Here is a 25,130-nt window from a genome sequence, read left to right as displayed (position 1 = left end):
GCTGTGCTCTTGCTTTTGATTTGGATCTGGCTCTGACTGCCCCAATAAGCCCGAGCCACAGCGAGGCGCCGACAGGCGGGGCAGAGCCCTGTGCTTACTTTGGGCTGGGCCGGCATTCCGGCTTTTCCAAAGCGAGTCGCTGTAAGAGCGAAACCATAAGCAGCCGTTACTCAACTAACGGATATGTACACCAAAAACCCCCTACCCCTCACAATCGAAAACCTCCCCACGCCTAACCACACTACCCGCCGCAAGCACCGCTCCCGGTGCCAACACACCATTGGCTCCAACCCGCGACTGATCCCCCAGCAGCGCGCCAAACTTGTCACAGCCGGTGCGCTGCAACTGCCCGTCAATGCGCACCTGCACTTCCTTGTCGTCACGCTCGTTCCGGTAGTTGGCCACGATACTGCCGGCTTCCAGGTTAACCCCGCGGCCCAATACCGAATCACCGACAAAGTTGAAATGCGCCAACTTGCTGCCGCTGAAGACAAAGGACGTCTTGAGCTCGGCACCCGGTCCGAAGATGCAATATTCATCCACCCAGCAACCGCCGCGAAGGTAGGCACCGGCAGCGATAAAACAGTGGGCGCCGATGATCAGCGGCGCTTTCAAAACAGCGCCCGCCTCCACGACCGCAGTACGGTGCACGGCAATCTCGTCATGAATCTCATAGTCATCATCAGAAAGCCCCGCCAGCAATTTGCGAACGATTTCCGGCGCCTGGGTCACCAACTCCCACGGCGCAAGATCCACCCAGGGTGCCAGCGGCGAACGGGAAAAATCAGCGATGTAATCGGTCAGTCGAATCAACGTCGAGCCCTCTACAGATCAGAGAAGCCCGAAACGCTAACACCCCCGTCACTGCCCGTCGAGCAGCACCGGTTTGCCCAACTCGCCGATCTTCTCCAGCCGCGCCCGCACGATGTTGCGGCTGATATTCAGCAGGCGCCCGGTCTGCAACTGGTTGCCATGGCAATAGCGATAGGCCGCGCGAAAGATCGTCTCTTCGATGTGCTCGTAGAGGTCCGGAATGTTCTGTTCGAACAACGCAGTGAGCGCCGCCTCCAGGCTCACCGGCCCAGTGATCGCAGGCGCGGCCTGGTTCGCCTCGTCCTGGCGAATGCCGGAAGAACGCATGTCCACCAGGTGCAAATCCGGCGGCTGCACCAGTTGATTGCGGCACACCAGCAACGCATGGTGAATGGCGTTTTCCAGCTCGCGAATATTCCCCGGCCAGCTGTGTTCCAGCAGCTTGCGCTCGGCATCGATGCTCAGTGACGCGCGGTTGTAGCCGAGGCGCTGGCAGTGCTCTTCAAGAAAAAATTCCGCCAGCGGCAGGATGTCGCCGGGCCGTTCCCGCAGGGGCGGCAGGCGGATGGTGGCGACGTGCAGGCGGTAGAACAAATCCTCACGAAAATGCCCCGCCACCACCGCGTCGGCGAGGTTGACGTTGGTGGCCGCCACCAGCCGTACGTTGATCGGAATCGGTGTGCGCGAGCCCAGGCGCACCACTTCTCGCTCCTGCAACACCCGCAATAATTTGACCTGCATGTTCAACGGCAAATCGCCGATCTCATCCAGAAACAGCGTGCCGCCGTTGGCCGCTTCGAACCAGCCGGCCTTGTGGGTGGTGGCGCCGGTGAATGCGCCTTTCTCGTGGCCGAACAACTCACTTTCCACCAGGGTTTCGGCGAAGGCGCCGCAGTTCACCGCCACAAACGGTTCACGCCCGCGACGGCTCAGGTGATGGATATGCCGCGCGACCAATTCCTTGCCGGTGCCGGTCTCGCCGATGATCAAGGTGTTGGCCTCACTGGGGGCCAGGCGCTCGATACGCGCCAGCAATTCCTGTGAGCGCGGGTCCTTGAAGACCAGCACGGTGGCGCGCACCGACTTGGTCAATTCACGGGCATTGGGATGGGTGATCAGCGACATGGTGCATTCCTGGCAGTAAAAGCGCGTGTCAATAGTGCATGAAGTTTTCTATACCATTTAATTATTAATTAATATTTATATATTCCCAAAACGAATATACCAACACATCGCACCTCGCCTGCTGCTGGAGCAGCAATCAGCCAGCACCTGCGTGTGTGCAGATCAACACCAAGCCGTTGCCAGGCAGTTCTTCGAAAACCCGCAAAGCCACGTTCTACAAGGCGTGCAGCGCGTTTTTCGGCTGATGGCATGCAATCTGCTCTCTCCCTCTCAACGCCACCTGCCCTGTAGGAGCTGGCTTGCCAGCGAAGAGGCCCTAAAGCCTTGCACCGACTAAACGGACGCTTTCGCCGACAAGCCGGCTCCTACAGGGGGTCGCGATCACTTAGCAGGGAGATCCCAATGAAAAGATTCTGGCGCAACAGCATCGCCACCATGTTCGCTGTGCTGGTCAGCACCGGCGTGCTGGCCGAACAGGCGCCACCGGCGTCGGTGAAGATCGCGATCGTCGCCTACACCCAGGGCGGCAAACCGGTGTTCGGCGGCATCGCCGGGCGCGTCATCGAAGACGGCTGGCTCGAAGCGCAACTGCGTGAGCGCGGGGTCAAGCTGGAGTGGATCGCCCTGCCCCATGCCGGCGCCGGGCCGCAGATCAACGAAGGCTTCAGCAACAACAGCCTGGACTTCGCCGTACGCGGTGACCTGCCCTCGGTAATTGCCGGCGCCGGTGGCGTACCAGGCAAGCTGATCGTGCCCGGTGGCAGCGGCAACAATATTTACCTGGTGGTACCGGAAGGCTCCGCCGCGAACACCATCGAAGACCTCAAGGGCAAGCGCCTGGCGCTGCATCGCGGTCGGCCATGGGAGTTCGCCTTCAGCAACTTCCTGGCCAGCAAGGGCCTGAAGCTCGACGATTTCAAGATTGCCAACCTCAACCCGCAAGTCGGCGCCGCGGCTGTGTCTGCCGGCAAGGTCGACGCAGCAGTGTTGCTCAGCGAGGCCTATGCCCTGGAAGACAAAGGCGTGGGCAAGATCATCTGGTCGACCAAGCAAGGCAGCAACGACTGGCGGCTGGTCTCCGACCTGTGGGGCACCGAGACCTTCGTACAGCAGTACCCGGATATCACCCAATTGCTCGCCACCGCCTGGGTGAAAGCTGCGTGGTGGATTTCCCAGCCACAGAACCAGGACGCCTATTACCAACTGTCATCCCGCGCCGGCACCGCCGAGAGCGTGCTGCGTCGCGACGACCAGAACGACCCGGTGGCCTGGAAGGATCGCTGGGCGCCAAAAAGCGACCAGCAACTCAAGGCTCATTACCAGGCCCTCACCACCTACGCCCTGGCCAATCACCTGATTCGCGACACCTACGACATCGGCCCGTCACTGGCCACCGGCTTTACCAACCAGGCCCTGATCGACCTGAAACTCACCGACTACTGGCCGGCCCTGCGTGGCCAGGTCAGCACCAATCCGTAATAGGGAAATTGAGCATGAAACTGCCGCACTCCTTTGCCTTCGGCCTCAGCGTCCTGGCCCTGTCCATGAGCGTGTTTGCTGCCGACACCTACGCCCCCAAACCTGACCCGCTGCAAGGTGATGGCCGCGTCTCGGCTTTCTACACCTGGGAAAAAGCCATCCCGGCCGTTCCCGGCAAACTGCTGCGCAGCGAGCCGCTGGACAACACCCTGAGCCTGGCCAATGCCGCCAGCGCCCAACGCATCCTGTACACCTCCACCGACGGCATCGATAACAAGACACCGATCGTGGTGTCCGGCGCGTTGTTCCTGCCCAAAGGCACGCCGCCTGCCGGTGGTTGGCCAGTGGCGAGCTGGGGCCATGGCACCGTGGGCGTGGCGGATGTGTGTGCGCCGTCGTGGCAAGGTCGCTCCTACCGTGACGTGGCCTACCTCAATCGCTGGCTGGCCGAAGGCTTTGCCGTCGTCGCCACCGACTACCAGGGCCTCGGCGTACCCGGTGGCCATCCGCTGCTGAACAGCCGCATGGCCGCCTACGGGATTCTCGACGCCGCCAAGGCCGTGGTGGCCGGGGTACCCGGGCTGGCCGACAAAGTGCTGATCGTCGGCCAGTCCCAGGGCGGTGCCGGCGCCTTCGCCGCAGCCGCCTATGCCGCCACCTACGCTCCGGACCTGGGAGTGAAAGGCAGCATCGGCACCGGCGTGATCTACACCCTCGACTACGCGAAGAACCCCAGCGAGGAAGTGCGCAACAAGGTCGATCCCACCCTGGCCTACGGCTTCTACACGTTGCTCGCCGCCCAGCAATACGACCCGAGCATCAACCCCGCCGACTTCTATACCGACAAGGCCCTGCCGATTTTCGAGCAGGCCCGTACCAGTTGCCTGTTCGCCCTCGAAGGCGATGTCGAAGGCCTCGGCCTGAGCATCGCCAACACCAAGAAAGACTACAAGGGCAAGCAACTCGCGCCGTGGCTGGCGCAGGTGTCTTACCCGACGCTGAAAACCTCGAAGCCGATTTTCATCGGCACCGGCGCCGAAGACACCACGCCGGCCGCCGCGACCCAGGTCAAGCTGATGCAGGACGCCTGCAAGGCTGGCTCCATCGTCGAAGGCCACCTGTACAAAGGCCTGGGCCACAGTGCCACGGTCAATGCATCGCTCAAGGACTCGATCCCGTTTGCCCACAAAGTCATCAACGACCAGCCGATCACCCCGATCTGCGCCCCCACCGCGCAATAAGCAGGAGGCTTGCATGAGCATCGAATTCTTTACCCGCCTGCCCTTGCACGGCGAAACCCAGTTCCTGCCCGGCGACCCGCGCAACCGGGGCGACTGGCATCGCGGCGGGCCCAGCACCGGCGCGGTGTCGGGCTTCAGTGTCGGTGATCATTTCACCTACATCGACTACCTCGGGCAAATCGCCAGGGCTGCGGAGATCAACGGCTTTGGCGGCGCACTGATGGTCAACGCGCCCACCGGCGAAGAACCGTGGACCGTCTGCGCGCTGCTGGCCCGGGAAACCCGCACCCTGCAATTCGTCACCGCCTTCCAGCCTTACCACTACACCCCGTGGGTGGCGGTGCAGCAGGCGGCGACTTACCAGCGGGCCACCGGCAACCGCCTGGTGTGGAACATCATCAACGGCGGCTCGGACGTGATCCAGCGCCAGGTCGGCGACTTCAGCGACCACGATGAACGCTACGAACGCGCCACCGAATTCATGGACGTGGTCAAGGGCTATTGGCACAACGAGTCCTTCCACTACGACGGCAAGTTCTACAAGGCCGACGGTGGTGGCCTGCGCGGGCCATTGAAGAAGGCCAAGCTGCCGCTGATCTGCACCGCCGGCTCATCCATCGCCGCCCGGGAGTTTGCCGCCAAGCATGCCGACTTCTACCTGATGCGCGCCGAACACCCGGACGAAATCGCCGCCCTGATCGCCGACCTGCGCGAGCGCGCGCTGAAGTGGGGCCGCACTGACATTCGCTTCGGCCTGTCGATTGACGTGATCACCCGGGAAACCGAAGAACTGGCCCGCACCGAAGCCAAACGCTTCTTCGACGAAGGCATCGCCCGCGGCGCGGTCAAGGCCGTGGCGGCCCACGCCGGGTTGCGTACGGCGCGCAAGCTCAGCTACGAGCACGGCTTCAGCGAAAAAACCGAGACCCAGGGCTTCGATGACTTCTTCATCCACCCCAATGTATGGACCGGTTTTGGCTACATCGGTATTCCACCGGGCTGTGCGCTGGTGGGCAGCTACGAGAACGTGGTGGCGCGGATTCGCGAGTACAACAGCATCGGCATCGACCTGTTCTTCCTCGCCGGCTATCCGCACCTGGAAGAAGCCTACCGCCTCGGCGAGCACATCCTGCCGCACTTTCGCAGTGAACGCGCCGAGTTGAGTCGTCCCCAGGAGCCGGTGCTGGAACTGCGCTCCGCCAACGGCCCGGCCGGAGTCTGATGCCATGAGCCTACTGCTTAGCCGTCGGGACTTTCTCGGCTACAGCGTGACCGTCGGCGGCGGCTTGCTGCTGGCCGGTTGCGGCCCCGCTGACACGCCCAAAAACGTCACCGGCAACGATCAACCCCGCTACGGCGGGCGCCTGCGCCTGGGGATTCTCGACGGCAACCAGAGCGGCAACCTCGATGCCCACAAACCCATTGGCAGCGGCATCGTTCGCGGCTTTGCGTTGTACAGCAAGCTCTGGGAATGGGACGAGCAGATGCAGCCGCGCCTGGCTCTGGCCGAGTTCGCGGAGCCGAATGCCGACGCCAGCAGCTGGACCCTGCGCCTGCGCCCCGGCCTGGAATTCCACAACGGCAAGACCATCGACGCCGACGACCTGATCTTCTCGATCCGCCGCCTCACCGACCCGCAGCTGGCCTCGCCCTACGCGGCGCTGCTGCACTGGGTGGACCGCGACAACCTGGTCAAGCTCGACAACCGCACCGTGCGCCTGAGCTTCCGGGAGGGGCGTAGCTACATGCCGCTGGCAGAAACCTGGGTCAATTTCGGCGGCATCGTGCCGGTGGACTACCACCCGGTCACCAACCCGGTGGGCGCCGGCCCCTACAAGCTCAAAAGCTTCACCCCCGGCCAACGCTCACTGTTTACCCGCTTCGAGAACTACTACAAGGACGGCAAGCCCTACGCCGATGAGCTGGAGATCATCGACTTCAAGGATCAGGTCTCGCGCCTGGCCGCCCTGCGTTCCGGGCAAATCGACATGGCCAACGTGATGCCCACCGAGCAGTTGCCGATCCTGCAAAAGGACCTGCGCCTGAAGGTGATCACCTCGGTGACCGGTAACTGGCTGTCGTTCGACATGAACCTCGACAAGCCGCCGTTCAACGACCCACGGGTGCGCGAAGCGTTTCGCCTGATGGCCGACCGCGAAGAACTGGTGCGCCGCGCGTTGAATGGCCAGGGCCGGGTGGCCAATGACCTGTATGCGCCCAGCGACCCGACCTTCAACCACGACCTCGGGCCACGCCCCTACGACCCGCAACGGGCGGCGCAACTGCTCAAGGACGCCGGCCAGGAAAACCTCGAGGTGGAATTGATCACCACTCCGGGGCCTGGCTTGAGTTCGGCGCTGGTGCTGGCCGAGCAGGCCAAGCGCATTGGCGTGACCCTGAAGGTCAAGCAGGTGGACCTGGCGACTTTCCAGGGCCCGTTGAAAAACGACTGGACCCTGAGCACCGGCGGCAGCATCGGCGCGCCGTTCCTGGCCAGTGCGATCCATACCGACGCGCCGTTTGCGGTGTCCAACAAGACCCACTTCAACGACCCGCAATTCAGCGCGCTGTTCCTGGCCGCCATGGCCCAGCCCGACCTGGAAAAACGCAAGGCCCTGGTGCATCAGGTCCAGCAGATCCAGTACGAGCGCGGCGGGATGCTGATCTGGGGCTACGCCGACTTGCTCGACAGCGTTTCCACCCGCGTCGGCGGGGCGCAGTCGGAAGAGTCGCTGTTCAGCACCTGGCGCTTTGAAAAGCTCTGGCTCAAAGACACGGCCTGACCCACTTACACCGCATCGCCCTGTAGGAGCCGGCTTGCCGGCGATGGCGTCCGGTCGACCGGCGCAGGGCCCAAGGGCCTCATCGCCGGCAAGCCGGCTCCTACAAGGGACCGTGCGCTCTTCATTGTTTTTTATGGGGCACCTCTGCCATGCACGCTATCGCCTTGCGTTTACCTCTGCTGCTGGCCGCAAGCCTGCCAATCAAGGCGTTTGCCGCCGATACCCAACTGCAAACCGTGACCGTGCAGGCCAGTGCCAGCCAGTCCGATGATGATGCCCTGCCCACCCGCCCGCCGACGTCGGTGTACGGCGGCACGGAGACCAAGGTCCTCGACACGCCGCGTTCGGTGGTGCAGATCAACGCCGAGCAGTTGGCCAACGACTCGATCCGCAGCGCCGATGACCTGGTCAAATACGCCCCCGGCATCACCCGGGGCGGCGGCCAGAACGCCGGCATCGCCCCGCAGTTTCGCGCCCAGGGCTCCGAGGTGTTCCAGGACGGCCAGCGCGGTTACGGCGTGCGCCACCCGGCGAACTTCAACGCCTACGAAGGCGCCGACATCGTCGCCGGGCCGTCGTCGGTCACCTACGGTTCGGTGTCCGGCAGCGGCGGCTATGTGAACTACCTGAGCAAGAAACCCGACTTCAATGAGTTCAAGACCAAGCTCAGCGGTGAACTGGGCTCGTGGATACCGGACGGCACGTCCCGCAGTTCCAACAAATTCAGCATCGACAATACCGGGCCACTGAACGACAACCTGGCCTACCGCCTGAGCATCACCAAGCAGCGCCAGCAGGACTTCTACGACAACGTCGACAACAATTTCGACGCGTTCTACGGCGCCCTCGCCTGGCGCAACGACAACGTGCGGGTGGACTGGAACGCCAGCTACGACAACTACTACGACTACAACATCACCCACGGCTGGAACCGCGCCACCCAGGACCTGGTGGACAACGGCAAATACTACGCCGGGCGCGCCACGCCGATTATCCAGAACGGCAACACCCTGTGGTCGCCGGTGCTGGCCTCTGGCGCCGCCGATGCGCCAACCCTCGGCTGGGTCAAGCGCCAGCGCAATGCCCAGGGCCAATACAGCGTGGTGGACGGCAGCTTCCAGACCGCCTCGCCCAACACCCAGAGCAACCCCGGCAGCCTGCGGGGCTGGGTGTATGACCCGACGCTGGCGGGCAACGGCGAACGCTCGCTGTCCTCGCAAACCGGGCAACGCAAGGAAGACGAAAGCAGCTCCCGGCGCTTTACCACGCAACTGCGCGTCGAGGCCGACTTGTCGCCCACCATCACGCTGGCCAACAGCACGTTCTACGAACGCTCCAAGGACATCACCGATGCCGTGGGTTCGTTCCAGGTGCAGTCCAAAGACAACATCTTCGACAACCGCTTCGAATTCCGCTCGCGCAATGAAACCCGCCTGGGCGGCTGGACCCTGCGGGATGACAGCAACACCGGCCTGATCTATCGCCGCGAATTCAACCAATCGATTGCGGCCAATAACAGCTTCGGCTCCACCATCAACGCCTATGACCTGACCCAGAACCCTTCGGGCAAGAACCCCGGCGACCTGCTGGGCCTTACCGGTGCCAACCCCGCCGGCGGCAATGGCGCATGGATCGGCCAGCCCGGCGTGCCGCAGTATTCCAACTACTACGGCTGGCTGAACCTGCCGCCGATGTACCCGGCCGGGCACGGGCTCTACGCCGAGTCTGTAGCGCCCTACACCGCCGAAAGCACCTGGACCACCAAGACCCTGTTCAGCCAGCACAACCTCAAGTACGGCGACTACTTCGGCCTGAACATCGGTGCCAGCCGCAGCTGGATCGAGGCCGAGATCGACAACCCGTTCGTGCTCGCCGGCGGCAACCCGCGCAAGGACAGCGACAACTACCGGCTGTTCGCGTTCCAGGTCAGCCCCTACGTCAAGCCCACGGAAAACACCACGCTGTATTACACCTTCGATCGCTCGCTGGCGGTCAACACCGGGTTCTTCTCCAACGGCCTGGGCTGGGGCAGCGGCAGTGGCGCCAACCAGCTCAACCCGTTGGCGTTCCAAAGCCTGAGCGTGTTGCACGAAGTGGGCGTGAAGGTCGAAGCGGTGCCCAACCAATTGTTCATGACCCTGGCCGCGTTCAAGCAGGCTCGGGACCAGGCGCCAGACAGCAACAACAGCATCGCGCGGCTGGTGATCAAGGGCGTGGAAGCCACCGTGCGCTATCAGCCGGATGACCACCTGCGCAGCGGCCTGAACCTGTCCAAGCTCAATGCCTACAACGAATTCACCTCCCAGGCGGGATTTGCATCCGCCGGGTTCGTGCCCGACAACGGCACGGTGTTCGGCGATAACAACAGCCTCAACCAGCGACCTTCCGGACGTTTCGACGCGGTGCAGATTCCCGAATACACCGCCAGTGGCTACGTCGACTACCGGTTCGACTCGGGCTTTGGCGCCGAGCTGTCCGGCTGGTGGACCAGCAACTGGTACCTGAACCTGAGCAAGACCGTAAAGATCCCCAACGAATACAACCTCGACCTTGCCGTGTACTACCGCCAGCCGCAGTGGAGCACCACCTTGCGCGTGCTGAACCTGACCAACGAACTGAACTTCGTCAGCGGCCTGGCCGGCTCCACCAACACCTTCCTGCAACCGATGCCGGGCCGCACCTTGCTGGCCCAGGTCGACTACCAGTTCTAACCCTCAAAGGAGCCCCAGCATGTCCATTGAATTTGTCGGCATGATCTTCCCCCGCCAATGGTCCGAGACCCGTGGCGTGCGCAGCCCGGATTTCGACCTCGACTTTATCCGCCACCACGCCCGCGCCCATGAACACGCAGGCTTTGACCGGGTACTGATCGCCAGCGGGCCCGGCAGCGCCGACAGCCTGCAAATCGCCGCCTACGCGGCGGCGCACACCGAGCGCCTGGGCTTTATGATCGCCCACCGCCCGGGGCTCACTGCGCCGACGGTCGCAGCCCGCGCGTTTGCCACGCTGGACCACACCACCGGCGGCGGGCGCATTCGCCTGCATGCCATCACCGGCATCACCGCCGAACCCCAGGAAGGCGACTTCCTGCTGGACAAGACCGAGCGCTACCAACGCACCGACGAATACCTGGAGATCGTGCGGCGCACCTGGGCCGCCGAGGAGCCTTTCGACTTCGAGGGCAAGTACTTCAACATCAAGGGCGCGTTTTCCCCGGTCAAGCCGCTGCAACAGCCGCATATCCCGATTTCGTTTGGCGGCTCGTCGGACATTGCCTACCAGATTGCGGTCAAGCATGCGGACCTGTATGCGCTGTGGGGCGAACCGTTGAGCGGTGTGGCGGAGCAGATTGCCAAGCTCAAGGCGGCGGCCAGTGCGGCGGGTGTACAGGCGCCAAGGGTGAGTTTGTCGGTGCGCCTTATCTTGGGCGCGACCGAGGAACTGGCGTGGCAGCGGGCCGAGCAGATTCTGGAGCAGATCAAGGCCAACCCGCAGTTCGCGGCGGGCAGCCCGTGGCAGAAGCGGATCAAGGGAACGGGATCGGAACGGTTGCTGGCAGCGGCGGCTTTAGGCGATCGGCATGACCGCGCGTTGTGGATGCCGACGGCGACGGCCGTTGGGGCGTATGGCGACACCACGGCATTGGTGGGCACACCGGAGACCGTGGCCCAGGCGCTGCTGGATTATGTGGATCTGGGGGTCACGACGTTTTTGAACCGGGGGTACGACCCGCTGTATGACACCGTGGATTATGGGCGGTGGATCATCCCGGCGGTGCGCGAAGAGGCTCGGCGCCGCAAGGCCGCGTAAAGGCGGCCTCCGCTATCGCCGGCAAGCCGGCTCCTACAGGTGTGCGCCTTTTACCGTAGGCGCCGGCTTGCCGGCGATCACTGCGCAGCAGTGCCAATCAGCCCAGCGATGGCGAATGCTCAAGCAACGTCTGCGTATACGCCGCCTGCGGCTGATCCAGCACGCTATCCACCGCGCCCTGCTCCACCACCCGCCCGACCTTCAGCACCAACACCCGGTCGGCAATCGCCCGCACCACGCCCAGGTCATGGGTGACGAACAGCAACGTCAACCCGTCCCGCTGCAACTGGCGCAGCAAATCCAGAATCGACGCCTGCACCGAGACGTCCAGCGCCGAGGTGATTTCATCGCAGATCAGCAGCTTCGGTTCGCACAGCAATGCCCGGGCAATTGCCACGCGCTGGCGCTCACCGCCGGACAGGCTATGGGGATACAACTCGCCCACCGAAGCCGGCAGCGACACCCGCTTGAGCACCGCCTCCACCCGCTCACGCGCGGCACTGCCTTTAACCGCAAAGAAGTGCTCCAGCGGTGCGCTCAAGGTCTGGTACACCGTCTGCCGGGGATTCAATGCCCGGTACGGGTTCTGGAAGATGTACTGAATCTGGTGCCGCAAGCCCGCCTCGCGCTGCCGTGCCTGTAACGGCAGCGGTTGCCCCGCGTAACGCAGCTCGCCTTCGGCATTCTCCCCCAACCCGGCAACGGCCCGCGCCAGGCTGGTCTTGCCGGAACCGGACTCGCCCACCAGCGCCAGGCACTCCCCCGGCAGCAATCGCAGGGACACGTCAAACAGCACCTGGCGGTCGTACGCCACGTTCAACCCGCTGATTTCCAGCAAGGCCTTGTCGGTGCGCGCGTCCACCGCAGCAATCGGCGCCAGGGCGATGCGCTGCAGCGGCTGATCATGGGGTGCAAGACACGCCACTTCATGCCCTGGCGACAGCGGCTGCAATAGCGGTTCCTGCTGCGAACACCCTGCCCGAAAACGCTCGCACCGCGGCCCGAAGCCACAGCCTTGAGGCCGCTGCCCAGGCGCCGGGGCATGCCCGCCAATCGCCCGTAATTCACGGCGCCCGGCCACATCGGGAATCGCCGCCAACAAGCCCCGGGTGTAGGGATGGGATGGCCGACTGAACAAGGCGTCCCGAGTAGCCGTTTCAACAATCCGCCCGGCGTACATCACCATCACCCGGTCCACCAGGTCCTTGATCACCGCCAGGTCATGGGACACATACACCGCCGCCACGCCCTGGCTTTTGCACAAGCGGCGCAAGGTGGCGAGGATATGCGCCTGGGTGGTGACGTCCAGGGCGGTGGTCGGTTCGTCCAGCACGATCAGCCGCGGTTGCAGGACAAACGCCAGGGCCAGCATCACTCGCTGTTGCTGGCCGCCGGACAGTTGATGAGGGAAACGGCGCAAGAACTGCGGGTCATCCGGCAAGCCGACATCACGCAAGGTTTCAATGATGCGCTGTCGCTGCGCCGCCTTGTCCAGGCGCAGTTGATGCACCGCCAGGGTTTCATCCAACAGGCTGCCAATGCGCAACGCCGGGTTGAGCGCCGTGGCCGGGTCCTGGGCGACATAACCGATCAGGCTGCCACGGGCACGGCGCAACGCTTCACCTTCCAGGCCCAATAACGCCTGGCCCGCGACATGCACCTGGCCACCGACAATCCGTGCGCCGCGTCGGGCATGGGCCAGCAGCGCGGTAGCCAAGGTGGTCTTGCCGGACCCCGACTCACCCACCAGCCCGAGGATTTCCCCGGCTTCCAGGCTGAAAGACACGCCGGACAACACGTCCACCTGCCCCGCCAATTCAACCCGCAAGCCACTGACCTGCAGCACCGTCGTCGTCATCTGCGCGATTGCATTCATGGCTGTTTTTCTCCCAGGCGTGCGCTGCTGCGGCCGATGCCTTCAGCGAGGATATTGGTGCCATAGGCAAACACGCCGATCAGCACGGCGGGGGCCAACACCGCCCAGGGCTGCACCAGCAACCCGGCCTGGTTTTCATTGATCATCAAGCCCCAGTCCGCCGTCGGCGGCGCCACGCCATAACCGAGGAAGCTCAGGCCCGAGAGCATGCCCACCCCCCAGGTCAGCATGTTGCCAAAGTGCACCAGCAACGGCGTAAGGATGTTCGGCAGGATCTCCTTGAACAGGATCCGCCGCCGCGAGTAGCCCATCATCTGCGCGGCCTCGACAAACTCCTGCCCCGCCACTGCCACCGCGCTGGCCCGCGCCAGGCGGATCACCCCCGGGATAAACGCAATCGACACCGTGAGCACGATCAACCACGGCGCGCGGCCGAGCATCGAGACAATCAACAACACCAGGATCAGGTCGGGAAACGCCAGGGACACGTCCGCCAGCCAGGTGATCAACTGGTCCAGGCGCCGCCGCGACAGCCCCGCGAGCAAGCCGAGGGTGCTGCCGACGGCCAGGGCAATGCTCGCCGCCGCCACGGACATCCACAGCACCGAGAGGCCGCCGCTGAGCAGCCGCGACAACACGTCATGCCCCAGGAAGTCATACCCGAGCAGCGCCCACCCCGTGGGCGCGCCGTACACCGGCCCGACCATGTCCGTCGAGCCATGGGGCGCCAGCAACGGACCGAACAGCGCCACGGCAATGACCAGCAAGGTGATCAGCGCGCCCTTGCGGGTTTGCGGTTCGGCCAGCCAGCGGGAAATTCGCGTCTTGCTCATGCATCACCTCGGGAGCGCCGCCACCACGGGGTGATGCCCCGGCGGTTGCGCGAAATCAGGGTCACGCGACGGGCCGTGCGCAGCTTGGGCGTGAGCAGCACCGTCAACAGGTCGGCCAACAGGTTGATCAGCACCACCGCCAGGGTGATCACCAGCACGATGGCCTGGATCATCGGCAAGTCGCGCATCTGGATCGCCGCGTTAAGCGCGGTGCCGATGCCGGGGTAACTGAAGATCACTTCGGCCAGCACTGCGCCGCCGATCAGCGTGCGCAAGGTCAGCGCCACGCCCTGGATCGCCGGGACCAGCGCGTTGGGCAAGGTATGCCGCCACACGATCCGCCAATGGGGAATGCCCCGCAGCCGTGCGGCGATCACGTAGTCGGACTCCAGCGCGTCGATCATCGCGGCGCGCACCATGCGCGTGAGGTACGGCAGCGCTGACAGGCTCAGGGCCACAACCGGCAGCGCCAGGAACGGCAACTGGCGCCATAGCGACTGATCCGGGTCGAGGATCGACACCGCCGGCAACCAGTCCATATGCGGCATGGAAAACAGCAGCACCAGGCCGATGGCCAACAGAAAGCCCGGCGTGGCCTTGAGGAAAATCAGCAACGACAGGCTCCAGCGGTCGAGGTGGCTGTCGCGGCGCAGCGCCAGGTACACACCGAGGCCCAGCGCCGCCGGCACCACCACGGCGATCACCCCGGCGAGCAACGCCAGGGTGTAGCCGAAACGCCCCCACAGGATGCTGCCGACCGGCGCGTTGGAATCCAGTGACACCCCGAGGTCGCCACTCAGGGCCGAGCCGAGCCAGCGCAGATATTGCCGCAGGATCGGTTGGTCCAGCCCCAGTTGATGTTGCAGGGTGAGGATGCTTTCCAGTGGCGCGTCGGGGCCGAGGATCACCCGGGCCGGGTCCGATGGCAGCGCCTGGGTGGCGATAAACACCACCAGGCTGATCACCCACGCGGTGAGCAGGCCGTAGCCCAGGCGGCCGATAAACCACGATAACCAGGCCGGCGTTCGCAGGGGTTTAGACATGGTTCAACCACAGCTCGTCAAAGCGCCAGGAGGCGAAGGTGGTCTGTTCCGGCGCAAGGCCGCCGACCCGTACCGAGGCGGCGTCCAGCACATCGTTGAAACCCCAGATCAGCAGGCCGCCGCGTTCGTGTTGAATCTGCTGGGCCTCGTGCACCAGGCCTTTGCGCAATTGCACATCCGGCTGGGCCAGGGCCTGGCGATACAGCGCATCGAAACGCTGGTCATGGAAGTTGCTGCGGTTGTAGATCGCCAAGGGCGCGTCGTTGTGCAACGCCGATGCGAGGAAGCCACGGGCCGGGGTCGAACCCGGTGAGAGTTGCCACTGCTCGCGCTGCGGGCCGTTGAATACCGCGCCGTCGACCTGGGTCACGCGAACCTCCACGCCAGCCTTCTTCGCCTGTTGCGCAAACACCAAAGCGGCATTCACGCCGGCGCCTGACGGGGTCGTCAGCTCCACCCGCAGATCGGTCTGCCCGGCCTGGCGCAGCAGCGAGCGCGCTTGCTCAAGGTCATGGGGGCGCTGCGCAATGTCGTGGTTGTAGGTGGGGTCGTGGGGCGAATACAGGTCATTGGCGATGCGCCCGAAACCGTTGAGGCCCCGGTCCACCAACTCTTGCCGATCAGCCAGCAAGCGAAACGCCTGGCGCACCCGTACGTCGTCAAACGGCGGCTTGGCCAGGTTCAGGTTGAAGCCGGTAAACGAGGTGCTGGGCGACACGCACAGCGACAGGCGCGAGTCGGCCTTGAGCAGCGCGCTGTGCTCGGCCTGCACGCCGCTGGCGACATCGATCTGCCCGGCACGCAATGCGGCCACCCGCGAGACCTGGTCCTTGAATTCGATGATTTCCAGTTCGTCGGCATAAGGCTGGCCGGGTTTGTAGTAATTCTCGAACCGGCTGTAGAGCGAGCGCTGGCCGGGCACGAAGCGCTTGAGTTTGTAGGGGCCGGCGCCCACCGGATTGGTGATTGGGTCGTAGTCGGTGGGCACGATGCCACCGAAGCTGATCAGGGTTTCATCCAGCGGGAAAAAGCTCTGGCCCTCCTTGAAACGGATTTCGATGGTGCGCTCATCCAGCTTGCGCAGCGCATTGCGGTCGATGGCGCCCACCAGTCCGGCAAACGGCGAGGCAAGTTTCGGATCGGTGAGGCGCAGCAGCGAGAACAGCATGTCGTCGGCGCCGATGGTCTTGCCGTGGTGGAACTCCAGGCCCGGCTTGATGCGGATGGTCCAGGCGCTGGCATCGGCGTTCGGCTCGGCGAACTCGGCCAGGGCCAGGCGGGTACTGACGTCGGTGTTCCATTCCCAGAACTTGCTGTACAGCGCCCAGCCGCGAATGATCCCGCCGCCCACCGGTTTGTGGGCATCGAGGTTGCCGGACTGGTCGCCGTCGATAATGCCGATGCGCAGGCGTCCGCCGGTGGTCGGTGTGGTCGACAACACCGCAGTCGGCGCCGCCCCGCTGTCACAACCACCCAGCAGCAAGCCGCCGCCGATGGCCAGGCTGTTGCCGAGAAACACTCGGCGGGAAAATCCTTCGCTCATCAGCTACGCCTCTTGCTGCTGCACGGCGTTCAGACGCGGCACATCAAAACCATGGTCCAGGTCGAGCAACGGGAACAGCAGGTCTGCCACCCGGTGCGCCTCATCGATCAGCGGGAAACCCGACAGGATGAACGCCGAGGTGCCCTGGGCTTCGTACTCACGGATACGCTCGGCCACCTGTTCGGCGCTGCCCACCAGGTAAGTGCCGGCGGCGGGGCCGAGGATGTTGAAGCCGAACAGGCTCGGGCCGAGCCACACGTTGGGGTAGATCTCCAGCTCGCGAGCCGTGGGCAGGCGGCCGGCGCGAATGGTCTCGACGTTGCGCTGGGTTTGCGGGTCGTCGCTGTGGTAATCCTCGAAGCTCACCCCGGGTGGCAACTGGCGCTCGATGGCATTGCGCGCAGTTTGCAGCGAGGTGCGTTGCAGCAGTTTCTCGGCGTGGGCCCAGGCTTCTTCTTCGGTCTCGCGTACGATGATTTGCAGGCGGGTACCGAAGGTCAGCTCACGGCCGATCTTCGCGGCTTCGGCGGCGACCTTGCGGAACTTGTCCCCCAGCTTTGGCGGCGTATTGGCGAAGCTCAGGTACACGTCCAGCAATTGCACCGAGTGTTCCACCCCTGGCCCCGAGGTGCCGGCGCCCCACAGCGGGATGCCCGGTTTCTGGTACGGCGGATGCCAGCCGCCCAGCGGATGCTTGGCCGCTCCCGGCGCACGCGGTGCGAGCTTGATGTATTGGCCTTCATAACCCCGAGTATCGCCGGCATAGAAGCCCTGGAAGGCGCGCCAGTATTCGAGGCTGAAGGCGTAGCGCTCATCGTGGGGGTAATGCACGCCGAGGGTCGCCAGGCCCGCATCATTGCCATTGACCACGTTGAACAGCAGGCGGCCATTGGAGAATTGGTCGAAGGTCAGGGCCCACTTGGCCAGGACTGCCGGTGACAGCTCGCCCGGGTGTTGCGCCACCAGGAAACGCAGGCGCTGGGTGGCGTCGATCAGCGAGGCGGCCACCGCCAGGCTTTCGTTGGGGCTGGAGCCCAGCAGCGAGCCGTAGAAACCCAGGCGATCACTGGCGACCGCGAGTTGCTTGAGATGCTGGAAGTCGGTCTTCCAGCGCCCTTCGGGCTCCCATGGATAAGGGCCGTCGGGGGTGGTGAGGTACCAGAGAATTTTTACCGCCATGGGGCAACATCCTTGAATGGAACCGCCCCTTGTAGGAGCCGGCTTACCGGCGATAACGGTGGCACATCCAACAGGAATGTCGCCTGATGCACCGCTATCGCCGGCAAGCCGGCTCATACAGGGGTCGTGGTGGTTTCAGTCACCGTGATAAGGGTGTGTTCAGTTTTTGCGGTCGATGGCGGGGACCAGGCCCAGCGCCGTGGCTTGCTCAAACAACCCACTCATCTTCCACTGCTGGGTCAACACCCCCGGCCCGTATGCCCGCGAACCGCCCAGGGCATCCGCCAGCAATTGCAGTTGCGCGCCCTCCTCCAGCAACAGGATGAACTCAGCCGTGGCCCGCAACCCCTGCTTGCCCCACACCGTGGAGCCGCCGTTGGCTTCGAGGATCGCCAGGTTGAAGGGGTTTTCCGCGATCTTGTCGAGGATGAAATCCACTTCCTGCTGGCGACGGTCGATGTACACCGGCAGTTCCCGCGCCAACTGGTAACGCTGCACCGGCACGTAATGGAACGGCAGCGTGCGGTGGGTCTGGGCCCAGGCCCCAAGGTACGGCGAGTGCACGTGGGACACGGTGGTCACGTCTGCATGCTGCTGGAACAGCTTGGTGTAGCGCCCCAGGCCGCCCTTGCCCTTGCCGACAATCACGTTGCCGGCAAAGTCGGTGACGGTGGCCTGCAGCGGCTTGCGGTAGTTCCACGGGCCGCCGTAGTTGACCGACACCAGCAGTTCCTGGCCCGGCACGCGCTCAATAAAGCCCACGGTGCCGTTGGCGGTGATGGTGTTGGTTTCGCGGAAGACCGTGAAGGCTTCTTCGGCTTCCAGCAGGACCTTGTCGATAAAGGCCTGCAGTTCCTGGGTGATCGGTTGGGCGTGGACAATGGCAGTCATGGCAGTTTCTCCGGGTTCAGGCGCGGCGCTTGGCCAACAGTTCATGGGCAGCTTGCAGAGGGCGCGGGTCGACCCAGTCGGCGATCGCAAAATCGCGCTCCAGGAAGCCGTGCAGGTACAGGAAGTCTTTCTGGATGCCGAGGAAATCCAGGCGCTGGGCCGACAGGTCCGGCGCCAGGGTGGTATGGAAATCACCGCGATAGGCCTCGGCCACACCGGCACTGCCGGCGCGAGTTTCTTCTTCGAGAATCGCGTTCAGGCCGTCGCGATTGTTCGCGGCCCAGTCAGCCGCGTTCAGGGTTTGTGCGAGGAAACGCACCACCAGGTCAAAGTGGTTGTCCAGCAGGCTCTGGTGGACAGTGATCGGGCGCGGCGTGCCGTTGTTGATGCGGTAGCGCGGCTCGGCGATCAGGTCCAGGTCGATGCCCACCACCAGGCCCAGACGGCGCGCGGCGTCGGCGGCCGAAGCGCCCTTGACGTACACCGCGTCCACTTCGCCGCGCGCCAGGTAATCGAGGCCCGACCACAGGCGTTGCAAACCTTCCTGTGGGTTGGGCGCCTGCTCCTGATCGTGCAGCGCGACCTCCACCAGTTGCACGTCATCAAAGCCCAGGCCGGCCAGGCTCAACGCGCCTTTGTAACCGTGCAGGCTCATGGCCCGGGCGATGCTCCCCGGACGGCTATCACCCCAGGCCGGCAAGGCCAGGCGCTTGCCTTTCAAATGCTCGGGACGCGTGATGCCGGAGTCCGGGCGGACCAGGATGGTTTGCCATTCCTCGATCCAGGTCAGGCCGATCAAACGGCTCGGCGCGCCGGCGGCACGGGCAGCCAATGCCGGCACATTACCGCCTTCGCGAAACAGCCCCGGCAGCTCGTGATCGTAGTGGTGATGGCCCAGTTGACGGGCCTCCTGCAAGGTCGAGACCGGCAGGCCGTCGGCGGCGAATTCGTCGCCCAGCCAACCGAGTTTGTAGGCGATGCCGGAGGCGGTCGGTACCGGGCAGCGGGTAAACCAGATCTGCTCAAGCGCAGGCTTGGGCAGGATCGCGGAAAGGGTCATGGGCAGCTCCATTGAATTGGGCAAGGCAGTCCATGGGGGCATTGCAGAGGCCGTGCCAATTGGCCAAAGCCCCGGTTTGCAGGGCTTTTACGCAAAGAGTCGAAGTACTGTTGCTGGCCTGTCAGCAGCGCTGCTGCTGGCCCAGCAGTCACCCGTTCGCCACTGCTGCCCCAGCAACACTCCGTTATCGCAGGCCCCGCCAGGGGTGGTTTTCGGCATTGGCGCAGAACTTGCTCAAGGCACCTTCAATGCCCGACATCCAGCGCAATCCCCTGTAGGAACTGGCTTGCCAGCGATGGTGGTTAACGATGACGTGTACTGACGGGTTTACGCGGCGCACTTGAGTCCATCGCTGGCAAGCCGGCTCCTGCAGAGGGGCTTAAACACACGGGCCAAATCAGGGGAAGAAACTATGAGTACGTTCGAACAGGTACCGGTACGCCAACTGCACAGCGAGGCCGAAGCCATTGCCGCAGCCAAGGAGATCGCCGTGGAGATCGCCGCGATTGCCGCCGACAGCAGCCAGAACGGCCAGTTGCCGTGGCGCCAGGCGCAACTGCTGTCCCAAAGCGGCCTGACCGCCATCGGTGTGCCCAAGGCATTCGGCGGGCTGGGGGCCTCGGTGCAAACCATCGTCGAAACCGTGCGCCTGGTCTCGGTGGCCGATGGTGGTGTGGGCCAGTTGCTGCAGATTCACAACGTGATGCTGCGGGGCATCTTCAACGGCTATCCGGATGCGGTGCGTGATCGCCTGGTGGCCGATGTGCTGGCCGGCAAGCGCTTTGGCAACGCCCTGGCGGAAGTCGGCGGCAAGAACAAGTTCGCCCTCAAGACCCGCGTCGAGCGGCGTGCAGATGGCAAGCTGGTACTCAATGGCAGCAAGTTCTACTCCACCGGTTCCTACCTTGCCGAATGGATCTCCCTGACCGCGGCCTCGGATGACGGCGGCGCCGGCGTGCTGCTCAACCGCAACGCACCGGGCCTGACCCTGGTGGATGACTGGGAAGCCTTCGGCCAGAAAAACTCGGTCAGCGGCACGGTGAATTTCGACAATATCGAGCTGGATGAAGACTTCGTTTCGAAGCGCAAGGGCCCGATGAAACGCACCGGCCTGACCTTCCCGCAGATCCTGCATGCGGCGATCGATACCGGGATTGCCTCGGGCGCGCTGACCGCGGCGGTGGAGTACCTCAAGCACAACGCCCGGCCCTGGGTGGAAAGCGGCGTGGACCACGCCAATGAAGAGCCGCACATCATCAAGCAGATCGGCGAATACGCGGTGGCCCTGCGTGCAGCCGAGTCGCTGTTGCGGGATGCGGCGCGGGTGTTCGACGCACATGAGCTGGACCCGGAGAACAAGGAACTGCAGGACGAATTGATCCTGTCGGTGGCCACGGCACGGGCGCATTCGGACAGTGCTTCGTTGAAGATCTCCAGCGATATTTTCTCGTTGCTGGGGGCCAGTTCGTCGCTGAGCAAATGGAACCTCGACCGGTTCTGGCGCAACGCCCGGGTGCATACCACCCACGACCCGATTCGCTGGCGCTTGCACCATGTGGGCAACTACTACCTGAACGGGATTGATCCGGGGGAGTACACGGCGATCCTCAATGCCAAGGAAACCCAGGGCGCTACCACTCGCTAGACCAGCCCAACACATCCCTGTGGCGAGTGAGCTTGGTCCCGCTGGACTGCGCAGCAGGCCCTGTTTTTGGGGTCGCTTCGCAACCCGGCGGGAGCAAGCACCCTCGCCACAATCTGGGAAGGATCAATAAACCCAATGAGCTTTTCATGATCGAAAAACACCCCCTTCTGCGCAGCCTGGCGATCTACCGTGAAATGCCCTGGCGCTTCGCTCTGGTCGCCGGGCTGTTCGTGGCCATCAACCTCGGCCTGGTCTGGCAACAATGGCTGATAGGCCATGCGGTCAACGATGTCAGCGCCGGTCGCGCAGTGATCCGCCACGCCGACGGCAGCCTCGATGCCAGCCTTGGCTGGCACTGGCTGTGGCTGATGCTCGCCGTGGCTCTGGGCCGTGGCGCGCTGCAATACGCCGCCAGCGTCATGTCCCTGGTGCTCAGCCAGGAACTGCTGACGCGCCTGCGCGAACGCATCCTCGCCCAGGTGCAAAGCCTGCACCTGGGTTATCACTGGCAGCACGGCATGGGCGAGATGATCACCCGCACCACCCGCGATGCCGACAAGGTGCGTGACGCGCTGATCACCTTCTGGCGCCAGGTGGTGGAAACCCCGCTGGTGGTGTTGGCCACCGTGGGCCTGTTGAGCTGGTACAACCCGTGGCTGGGCTTGGTACCGCTGCTGCTGACCGTCACCGGATTGTGGATTTTCGTGCTGCAAACCGAACGCCTGGTTGAACTCGACCGCAGCGTCGGCGCGGCCTACGACCGCGTCAACCAGGACCTCAGTGAAGGCATCGGCGGGGTGCGTGTGATCAAATCCTTTGCCCTTGAGCAGAGCCGTATCCAGGGTTTTTCGGAACAGGTTGCAGTGTTCGCAGGCTTGGCCCGCCAGGCGCTGGCCTATTCCAGTTCACGCATTCCGCTGCCCCAGGCCGTGGTCGCCCTCGGCCATGTGTGGATCCTGGTCTACGGCGCCCACCTGGTGGCGGCCGGTCAGTTGGGCATCGGTGAACTGGTGACCTCGCTGCTGATCGCCACCACCCTGGTATTTCGCATCGAAGGCATTGGCCGGGTGATGCAAACCTTCGCCGATGCCCGGGCCAGTGCCGAACGTATCTGGCAACTGCTGGACGCCCCCGCAGCGATACGCAGCGGCAGCGCCACCCTGCCCGCTTCGCCCCTGGGGTTGCGCCTGGAGCACGTCAGTGTCAGCGCTCCCGGCGGTGGGCGGGACATTCTGCATGACTGCTCGCTGGCCCTGGTGCCCGGCGAAATTGTCGCGTTGGTGGGCGCCACCGGCACCGGGAAAAGCCTGCTGGCCAGCCTGTTGCCACGCCTCACTGATGTGAGCACCGGGCGCGTGCTGCTGGGCTATGACGGCGCTGGCTGGCAAGACATTCGCGAACTTGACCTCGGTGCGTTGCGCCAACGGGTGCACGTGGTGCCGCAAGAGAGCTTCCTGTTCGCCGGCAGCCTCGCCGCCAACCTGCGCCTGAACGCTCCCGACGCCACTGATGAGCAATTGCTTGAAGCCCTGCGCCTCGCCGCAGCGGACGACATCTTGCTGCGCCTGCCCCACGGCCTGGCCACGCCGCTGGGTGATCGTGGCGTGACCCTGTCCGGCGGCCAGCGCCAGCGCCTGTGCCTGGCGCGGGCGCTGCTGGGCCAACCGGACATCCTGTGCCTGGACGACGCCACCAGCGCCCTCGACGCCATCAGCGAACGGCACGTACTGAACAACCTGCGAGAACTGCGCGGTACCACCGTGCTGGTGATCTCCAGCAAGTTGTCGACCATCCTCCTGGCCGACCGGGTGCTGATGCTCGCGGACGGCAAAATCGCCGCCACAGGCACCCACGCCGAACTGCAACACACCCACCCGCACTACCGCGACCTGCTGGGGATCGACCATGGCTAATCCAATCGCCGGCAAAGCCTTGAGCGATATCGAAATTGAAGAAATGCTCGCGAAAAAGGCCCTCGACCGCAGCATGTTCAAACGCTTGCTGCCACTGCTCAGGCCAATCCGCCGCTCGATTTTCGCGGTGATCGGCATTGAGCTGTTGCTGGTGTTCACGGTGTTTTTGCGCCCCTGGTTCGTGCGTGAACTGCTGGACCGTGGCTTGATTCAGCAGGCCGACCACTGGCTGCTGGACGAGCGCCTGGTGCTATGGCTGGGCGCGGGGCTGGCCGCCAGTTGGCTAGTGCGATTCCTGCTGGCCGGGGTCTCGCAGTTTGTTGCCGGTGGCGCGGCGATCCGCGTCCTGAACGCCCTGCGGGTGCAGGTGTTTGCGCATGTCCAGGGCTTGAGCGTCAGCTACTTCGACCAGACCCGTGCCGGGCGGATCATTTCCCGGGTTGACCGCGACGTGGACGCCCTCGAACCCTTGGTGATCCAGGGCCCGCCTGAACTGCTCGGTGCCTTGCTGCGCTGTGGCCTGGCATCGGTGATGTTGTGGCGTATCGACCCGCGTTTCTTCCTCAGCCTGGTGGCCACCGTACCGTTGCTGGTGCTGGCGACCTGGAGTTTCAAGCGGATCTCCCAGCGCAACTGGGCGCGGGTTGCGGAAAACCGCAGCCGTTTTACCGCACACCTGGTGGAAAGCGTCAGCGGCGCGCGGATGCTGCAGCAGTGCGCCCAGGAGACGCCGAACCTGCGGCGTTATCGCGGGCTGTTGGATGACTTCAACCATGCACTGATTCGCGGCAGCTTGCGCTCGGGGTGGTTTGCGCCCTTTACGGCGCTGCTGAGTTCGGCGGGAATCGCCTTGTTATTGCTGGTGGGCGGCTATGGGCTGGCGGCCGGTGAAGTGTCGGTCGGGCAAGTGGCCGAAAGTCTGTTTTACGTGTTCCTGTTCTTGGGGCCGTTGCAGGAGCTGTCGGACCTGTTTGAACGCTACGCCACCGGATCGGCGTCGGCGCAGCGGATTTTCCTGTTGCTCGATACCCAGGCGCAGATTACCGACAGCGCTACACCGCGCCATTTGGGCCGAGCGCGGGGTGAGGTGCGGTTCGAGCAGGTGGGTTTCAGTTATGTGCCAAGTGCGCAGGCGCCGGTGATCAATGGGCTGGATTTGCATATTCCTGCGGGTGAGTTGTTGGCGATTGTCGGGCCTTCGGGGCATGGGAAAAGCACGCTGGTGCAGTTGCTCACGCGGTTTTATGAGGTGCAGTCGGGCGTGGTGCGGCTGGACGGGATTGATGTGCGGGAGCTGGCCCAGCATGCGTTGCGGCGCAATGTCGGGGTGGTGTTGCAGGACAATGTGTTGTTCAACGGGAGCATTCTCGACAACTTGCGGTTGGCGGCGCCGTTGGCGGATGACGCGACCCTGGTCGCGGCGGCCCGAGAGCTGGGCGCCGATGAGGTATTGGAGCGGTTGCCGCATCAGTATCACACCGAGGTTGGGCCTTTGGGAGCGCATTTGAGTCATGGGCAGCGGCAGCTCGTTTGCCTGGTGCGGGCGTATCTGGCGGACCCGGCGGTGCTGGTGCTGGATGAGGCGACTTCGGCGGTGGACATTCACACAGAGCGGCGGATTCAACGGGCGTTGCGCAGGCTGTGTCTGGGGCGTACGGCGATCATCATTGCCCATCGGCTGGCGACGATCCGGGATGCGGACCGGATTGCTGTGGTTCGGCATGGGCAAGTCGTTGAGCTTGGGGCGCATGATGCGTTGATTGATCGTGGGGGGGCTTATGCGGCGTTGTATCAGACGTATTTGCAGAGTGCTCGGGTGGGGGATTTGGTTGTCGGGTGATTGGGGGTATATCCGTTTTTTGGGTGATGTTTGAGATTGGTTCCGCTCTTACAGCG

At 64.0% G+C, this 25,130-nt stretch carries 18 protein-coding genes; 9 read left to right on the top strand and 9 right to left on the bottom strand.

The annotated features are described in order from the left end of the window. Window positions 1-201: 201 nt before the first annotated feature. Complete coding sequence (locus tag HX821_RS07885) at window positions 202-813, bottom strand: LpxA family transferase (RefSeq protein ID WP_087693858.1); 612 nt, start codon at window positions 811-813, stop codon at window positions 202-204. Between the two features lie 48 nt (window positions 814-861). After that, window positions 862-1,938: a sigma-54-dependent Fis family transcriptional regulator gene (locus HX821_RS07880; protein ID WP_003216996.1), complete on the bottom strand. Its 1,077-nt coding sequence runs from the start codon at window positions 1,936-1,938 to the stop codon at window positions 862-864. Between the two features lie 402 nt (window positions 1,939-2,340). On the opposite strand from HX821_RS07880, the gene HX821_RS07875 reads away from it, so the two are divergent. From HX821_RS07875 to HX821_RS07850, 6 genes are all read left to right on the top strand, one after another. Continuing rightward, window positions 2,341-3,417: a PhnD/SsuA/transferrin family substrate-binding protein gene (locus HX821_RS07875; RefSeq protein WP_177035540.1), complete on the top strand. Its 1,077-nt coding sequence runs from the start codon at window positions 2,341-2,343 to the stop codon at window positions 3,415-3,417. Window positions 3,418-3,431: 14 nt separating this feature from the next. After that, the gene (locus HX821_RS07870; protein WP_177035539.1) at window positions 3,432-4,658 is read left to right on the top strand and encodes a S9 family peptidase; all 1,227 of its coding nucleotides are present in this window, start codon (window positions 3,432-3,434) and stop codon (window positions 4,656-4,658) included. Window positions 4,659-4,671: 13 nt separating this feature from the next. Continuing rightward, on the top strand, window positions 4,672-5,880 hold the full coding sequence (locus HX821_RS07865; RefSeq protein ID WP_008430959.1) for an LLM class flavin-dependent oxidoreductase: 1,209 nt from the start codon (window positions 4,672-4,674) through the stop codon (window positions 5,878-5,880). Window positions 5,881-5,884: 4 nt separating this feature from the next. After that, on the top strand, window positions 5,885-7,441 hold the full coding sequence (locus HX821_RS07860; protein WP_177035538.1) for an ABC transporter substrate-binding protein: 1,557 nt from the start codon (window positions 5,885-5,887) through the stop codon (window positions 7,439-7,441). A 149-nt stretch (window positions 7,442-7,590) separates the two neighbouring features. Next, on the top strand, window positions 7,591-10,152 hold the full coding sequence (locus HX821_RS07855; protein WP_177035537.1) for a TonB-dependent receptor plug domain-containing protein: 2,562 nt from the start codon (window positions 7,591-7,593) through the stop codon (window positions 10,150-10,152). Window positions 10,153-10,171: 19 nt separating this feature from the next. Next, window positions 10,172-11,251, top strand: coding sequence for an LLM class flavin-dependent oxidoreductase (locus tag HX821_RS07850; protein ID WP_008430952.1), 1,080 nt, complete (start codon window positions 10,172-10,174; stop codon window positions 11,249-11,251). A 97-nt stretch (window positions 11,252-11,348) separates the two neighbouring features. Here the strand turns inward: HX821_RS07850 and HX821_RS07845 are convergent, their stop codons facing one another. The 7 genes from HX821_RS07845 to HX821_RS07815 form a co-directional block, all read right to left on the bottom strand. Then, entirely contained in the window at window positions 11,349-13,127 is a 1,779-nt protein-coding gene (locus tag HX821_RS07845) for an ABC transporter ATP-binding protein (RefSeq protein ID WP_177035536.1), read from the bottom strand. Then, window positions 13,124-13,960, bottom strand: a complete 837-nt coding sequence (locus tag HX821_RS07840) for an ABC transporter permease (RefSeq protein WP_087693864.1) — start codon at window positions 13,958-13,960, stop codon at window positions 13,124-13,126. Before HX821_RS07840 ends, HX821_RS07845 begins: the two co-directional genes overlap by 4 nt. Then, entirely contained in the window at window positions 13,957-15,003 is a 1,047-nt protein-coding gene (locus tag HX821_RS07835; protein ID WP_177035535.1) for an ABC transporter permease, read from the bottom strand. Before HX821_RS07835 ends, HX821_RS07840 begins: the two co-directional genes overlap by 4 nt. Then, window positions 14,996-16,546 (bottom strand): ABC transporter substrate-binding protein, encoded by a 1,551-nt coding sequence (locus HX821_RS07830; protein WP_134326593.1) that lies wholly within the window; start codon window positions 16,544-16,546, stop codon window positions 14,996-14,998. Before HX821_RS07830 ends, HX821_RS07835 begins: the two co-directional genes overlap by 8 nt. Window positions 16,547-16,549: 3 nt before the next feature. After that, window positions 16,550-17,725, bottom strand: coding sequence for an LLM class flavin-dependent oxidoreductase (locus tag HX821_RS07825; protein ID WP_177035534.1), 1,176 nt, complete (start codon window positions 17,723-17,725; stop codon window positions 16,550-16,552). A 159-nt stretch (window positions 17,726-17,884) separates the two neighbouring features. Next, window positions 17,885-18,616: a class II aldolase/adducin family protein gene (locus HX821_RS07820; RefSeq protein WP_003216972.1), complete on the bottom strand. Its 732-nt coding sequence runs from the start codon at window positions 18,614-18,616 to the stop codon at window positions 17,885-17,887. 16 nt (window positions 18,617-18,632) lie between these two features. After that, on the bottom strand, window positions 18,633-19,676 hold the full coding sequence (locus tag HX821_RS07815; protein ID WP_003216970.1) for an ABC transporter substrate-binding protein: 1,044 nt from the start codon (window positions 19,674-19,676) through the stop codon (window positions 18,633-18,635). Between the two features lie 412 nt (window positions 19,677-20,088). On the opposite strand from HX821_RS07815, the gene HX821_RS07810 reads away from it, so the two are divergent. From HX821_RS07810 to HX821_RS07800, 3 genes are all read left to right on the top strand, one after another. After that, complete coding sequence (locus HX821_RS07810) at window positions 20,089-21,321, top strand: acyl-CoA dehydrogenase family protein (RefSeq protein WP_177021448.1); 1,233 nt, start codon at window positions 20,089-20,091, stop codon at window positions 21,319-21,321. Window positions 21,322-21,467: 146 nt separating this feature from the next. Beyond that, window positions 21,468-23,234 carry an ABC transporter ATP-binding protein gene (locus HX821_RS07805; RefSeq protein ID WP_177035533.1) on the top strand — a complete coding sequence of 589 codons (1,767 nt, stop codon included), beginning with the start codon at window positions 21,468-21,470 and terminating at the stop codon, window positions 23,232-23,234. Next, window positions 23,227-25,074, top strand: coding sequence for an ABC transporter ATP-binding protein (locus HX821_RS07800; RefSeq protein ID WP_177035532.1), 1,848 nt, complete (start codon window positions 23,227-23,229; stop codon window positions 25,072-25,074). Before HX821_RS07805 ends, HX821_RS07800 begins: the two co-directional genes overlap by 8 nt. The last annotated feature ends 56 nt before the right edge of the window (window positions 25,075-25,130 follow it).

The organism is Pseudomonas sp. B6001 (genome assembly GCF_013386015.1).
GTDB lineage: Bacteria > Pseudomonadota > Gammaproteobacteria > Pseudomonadales > Pseudomonadaceae > Aquipseudomonas.
This window is presented reverse-complemented; position numbering and strand designations above follow the sequence as displayed.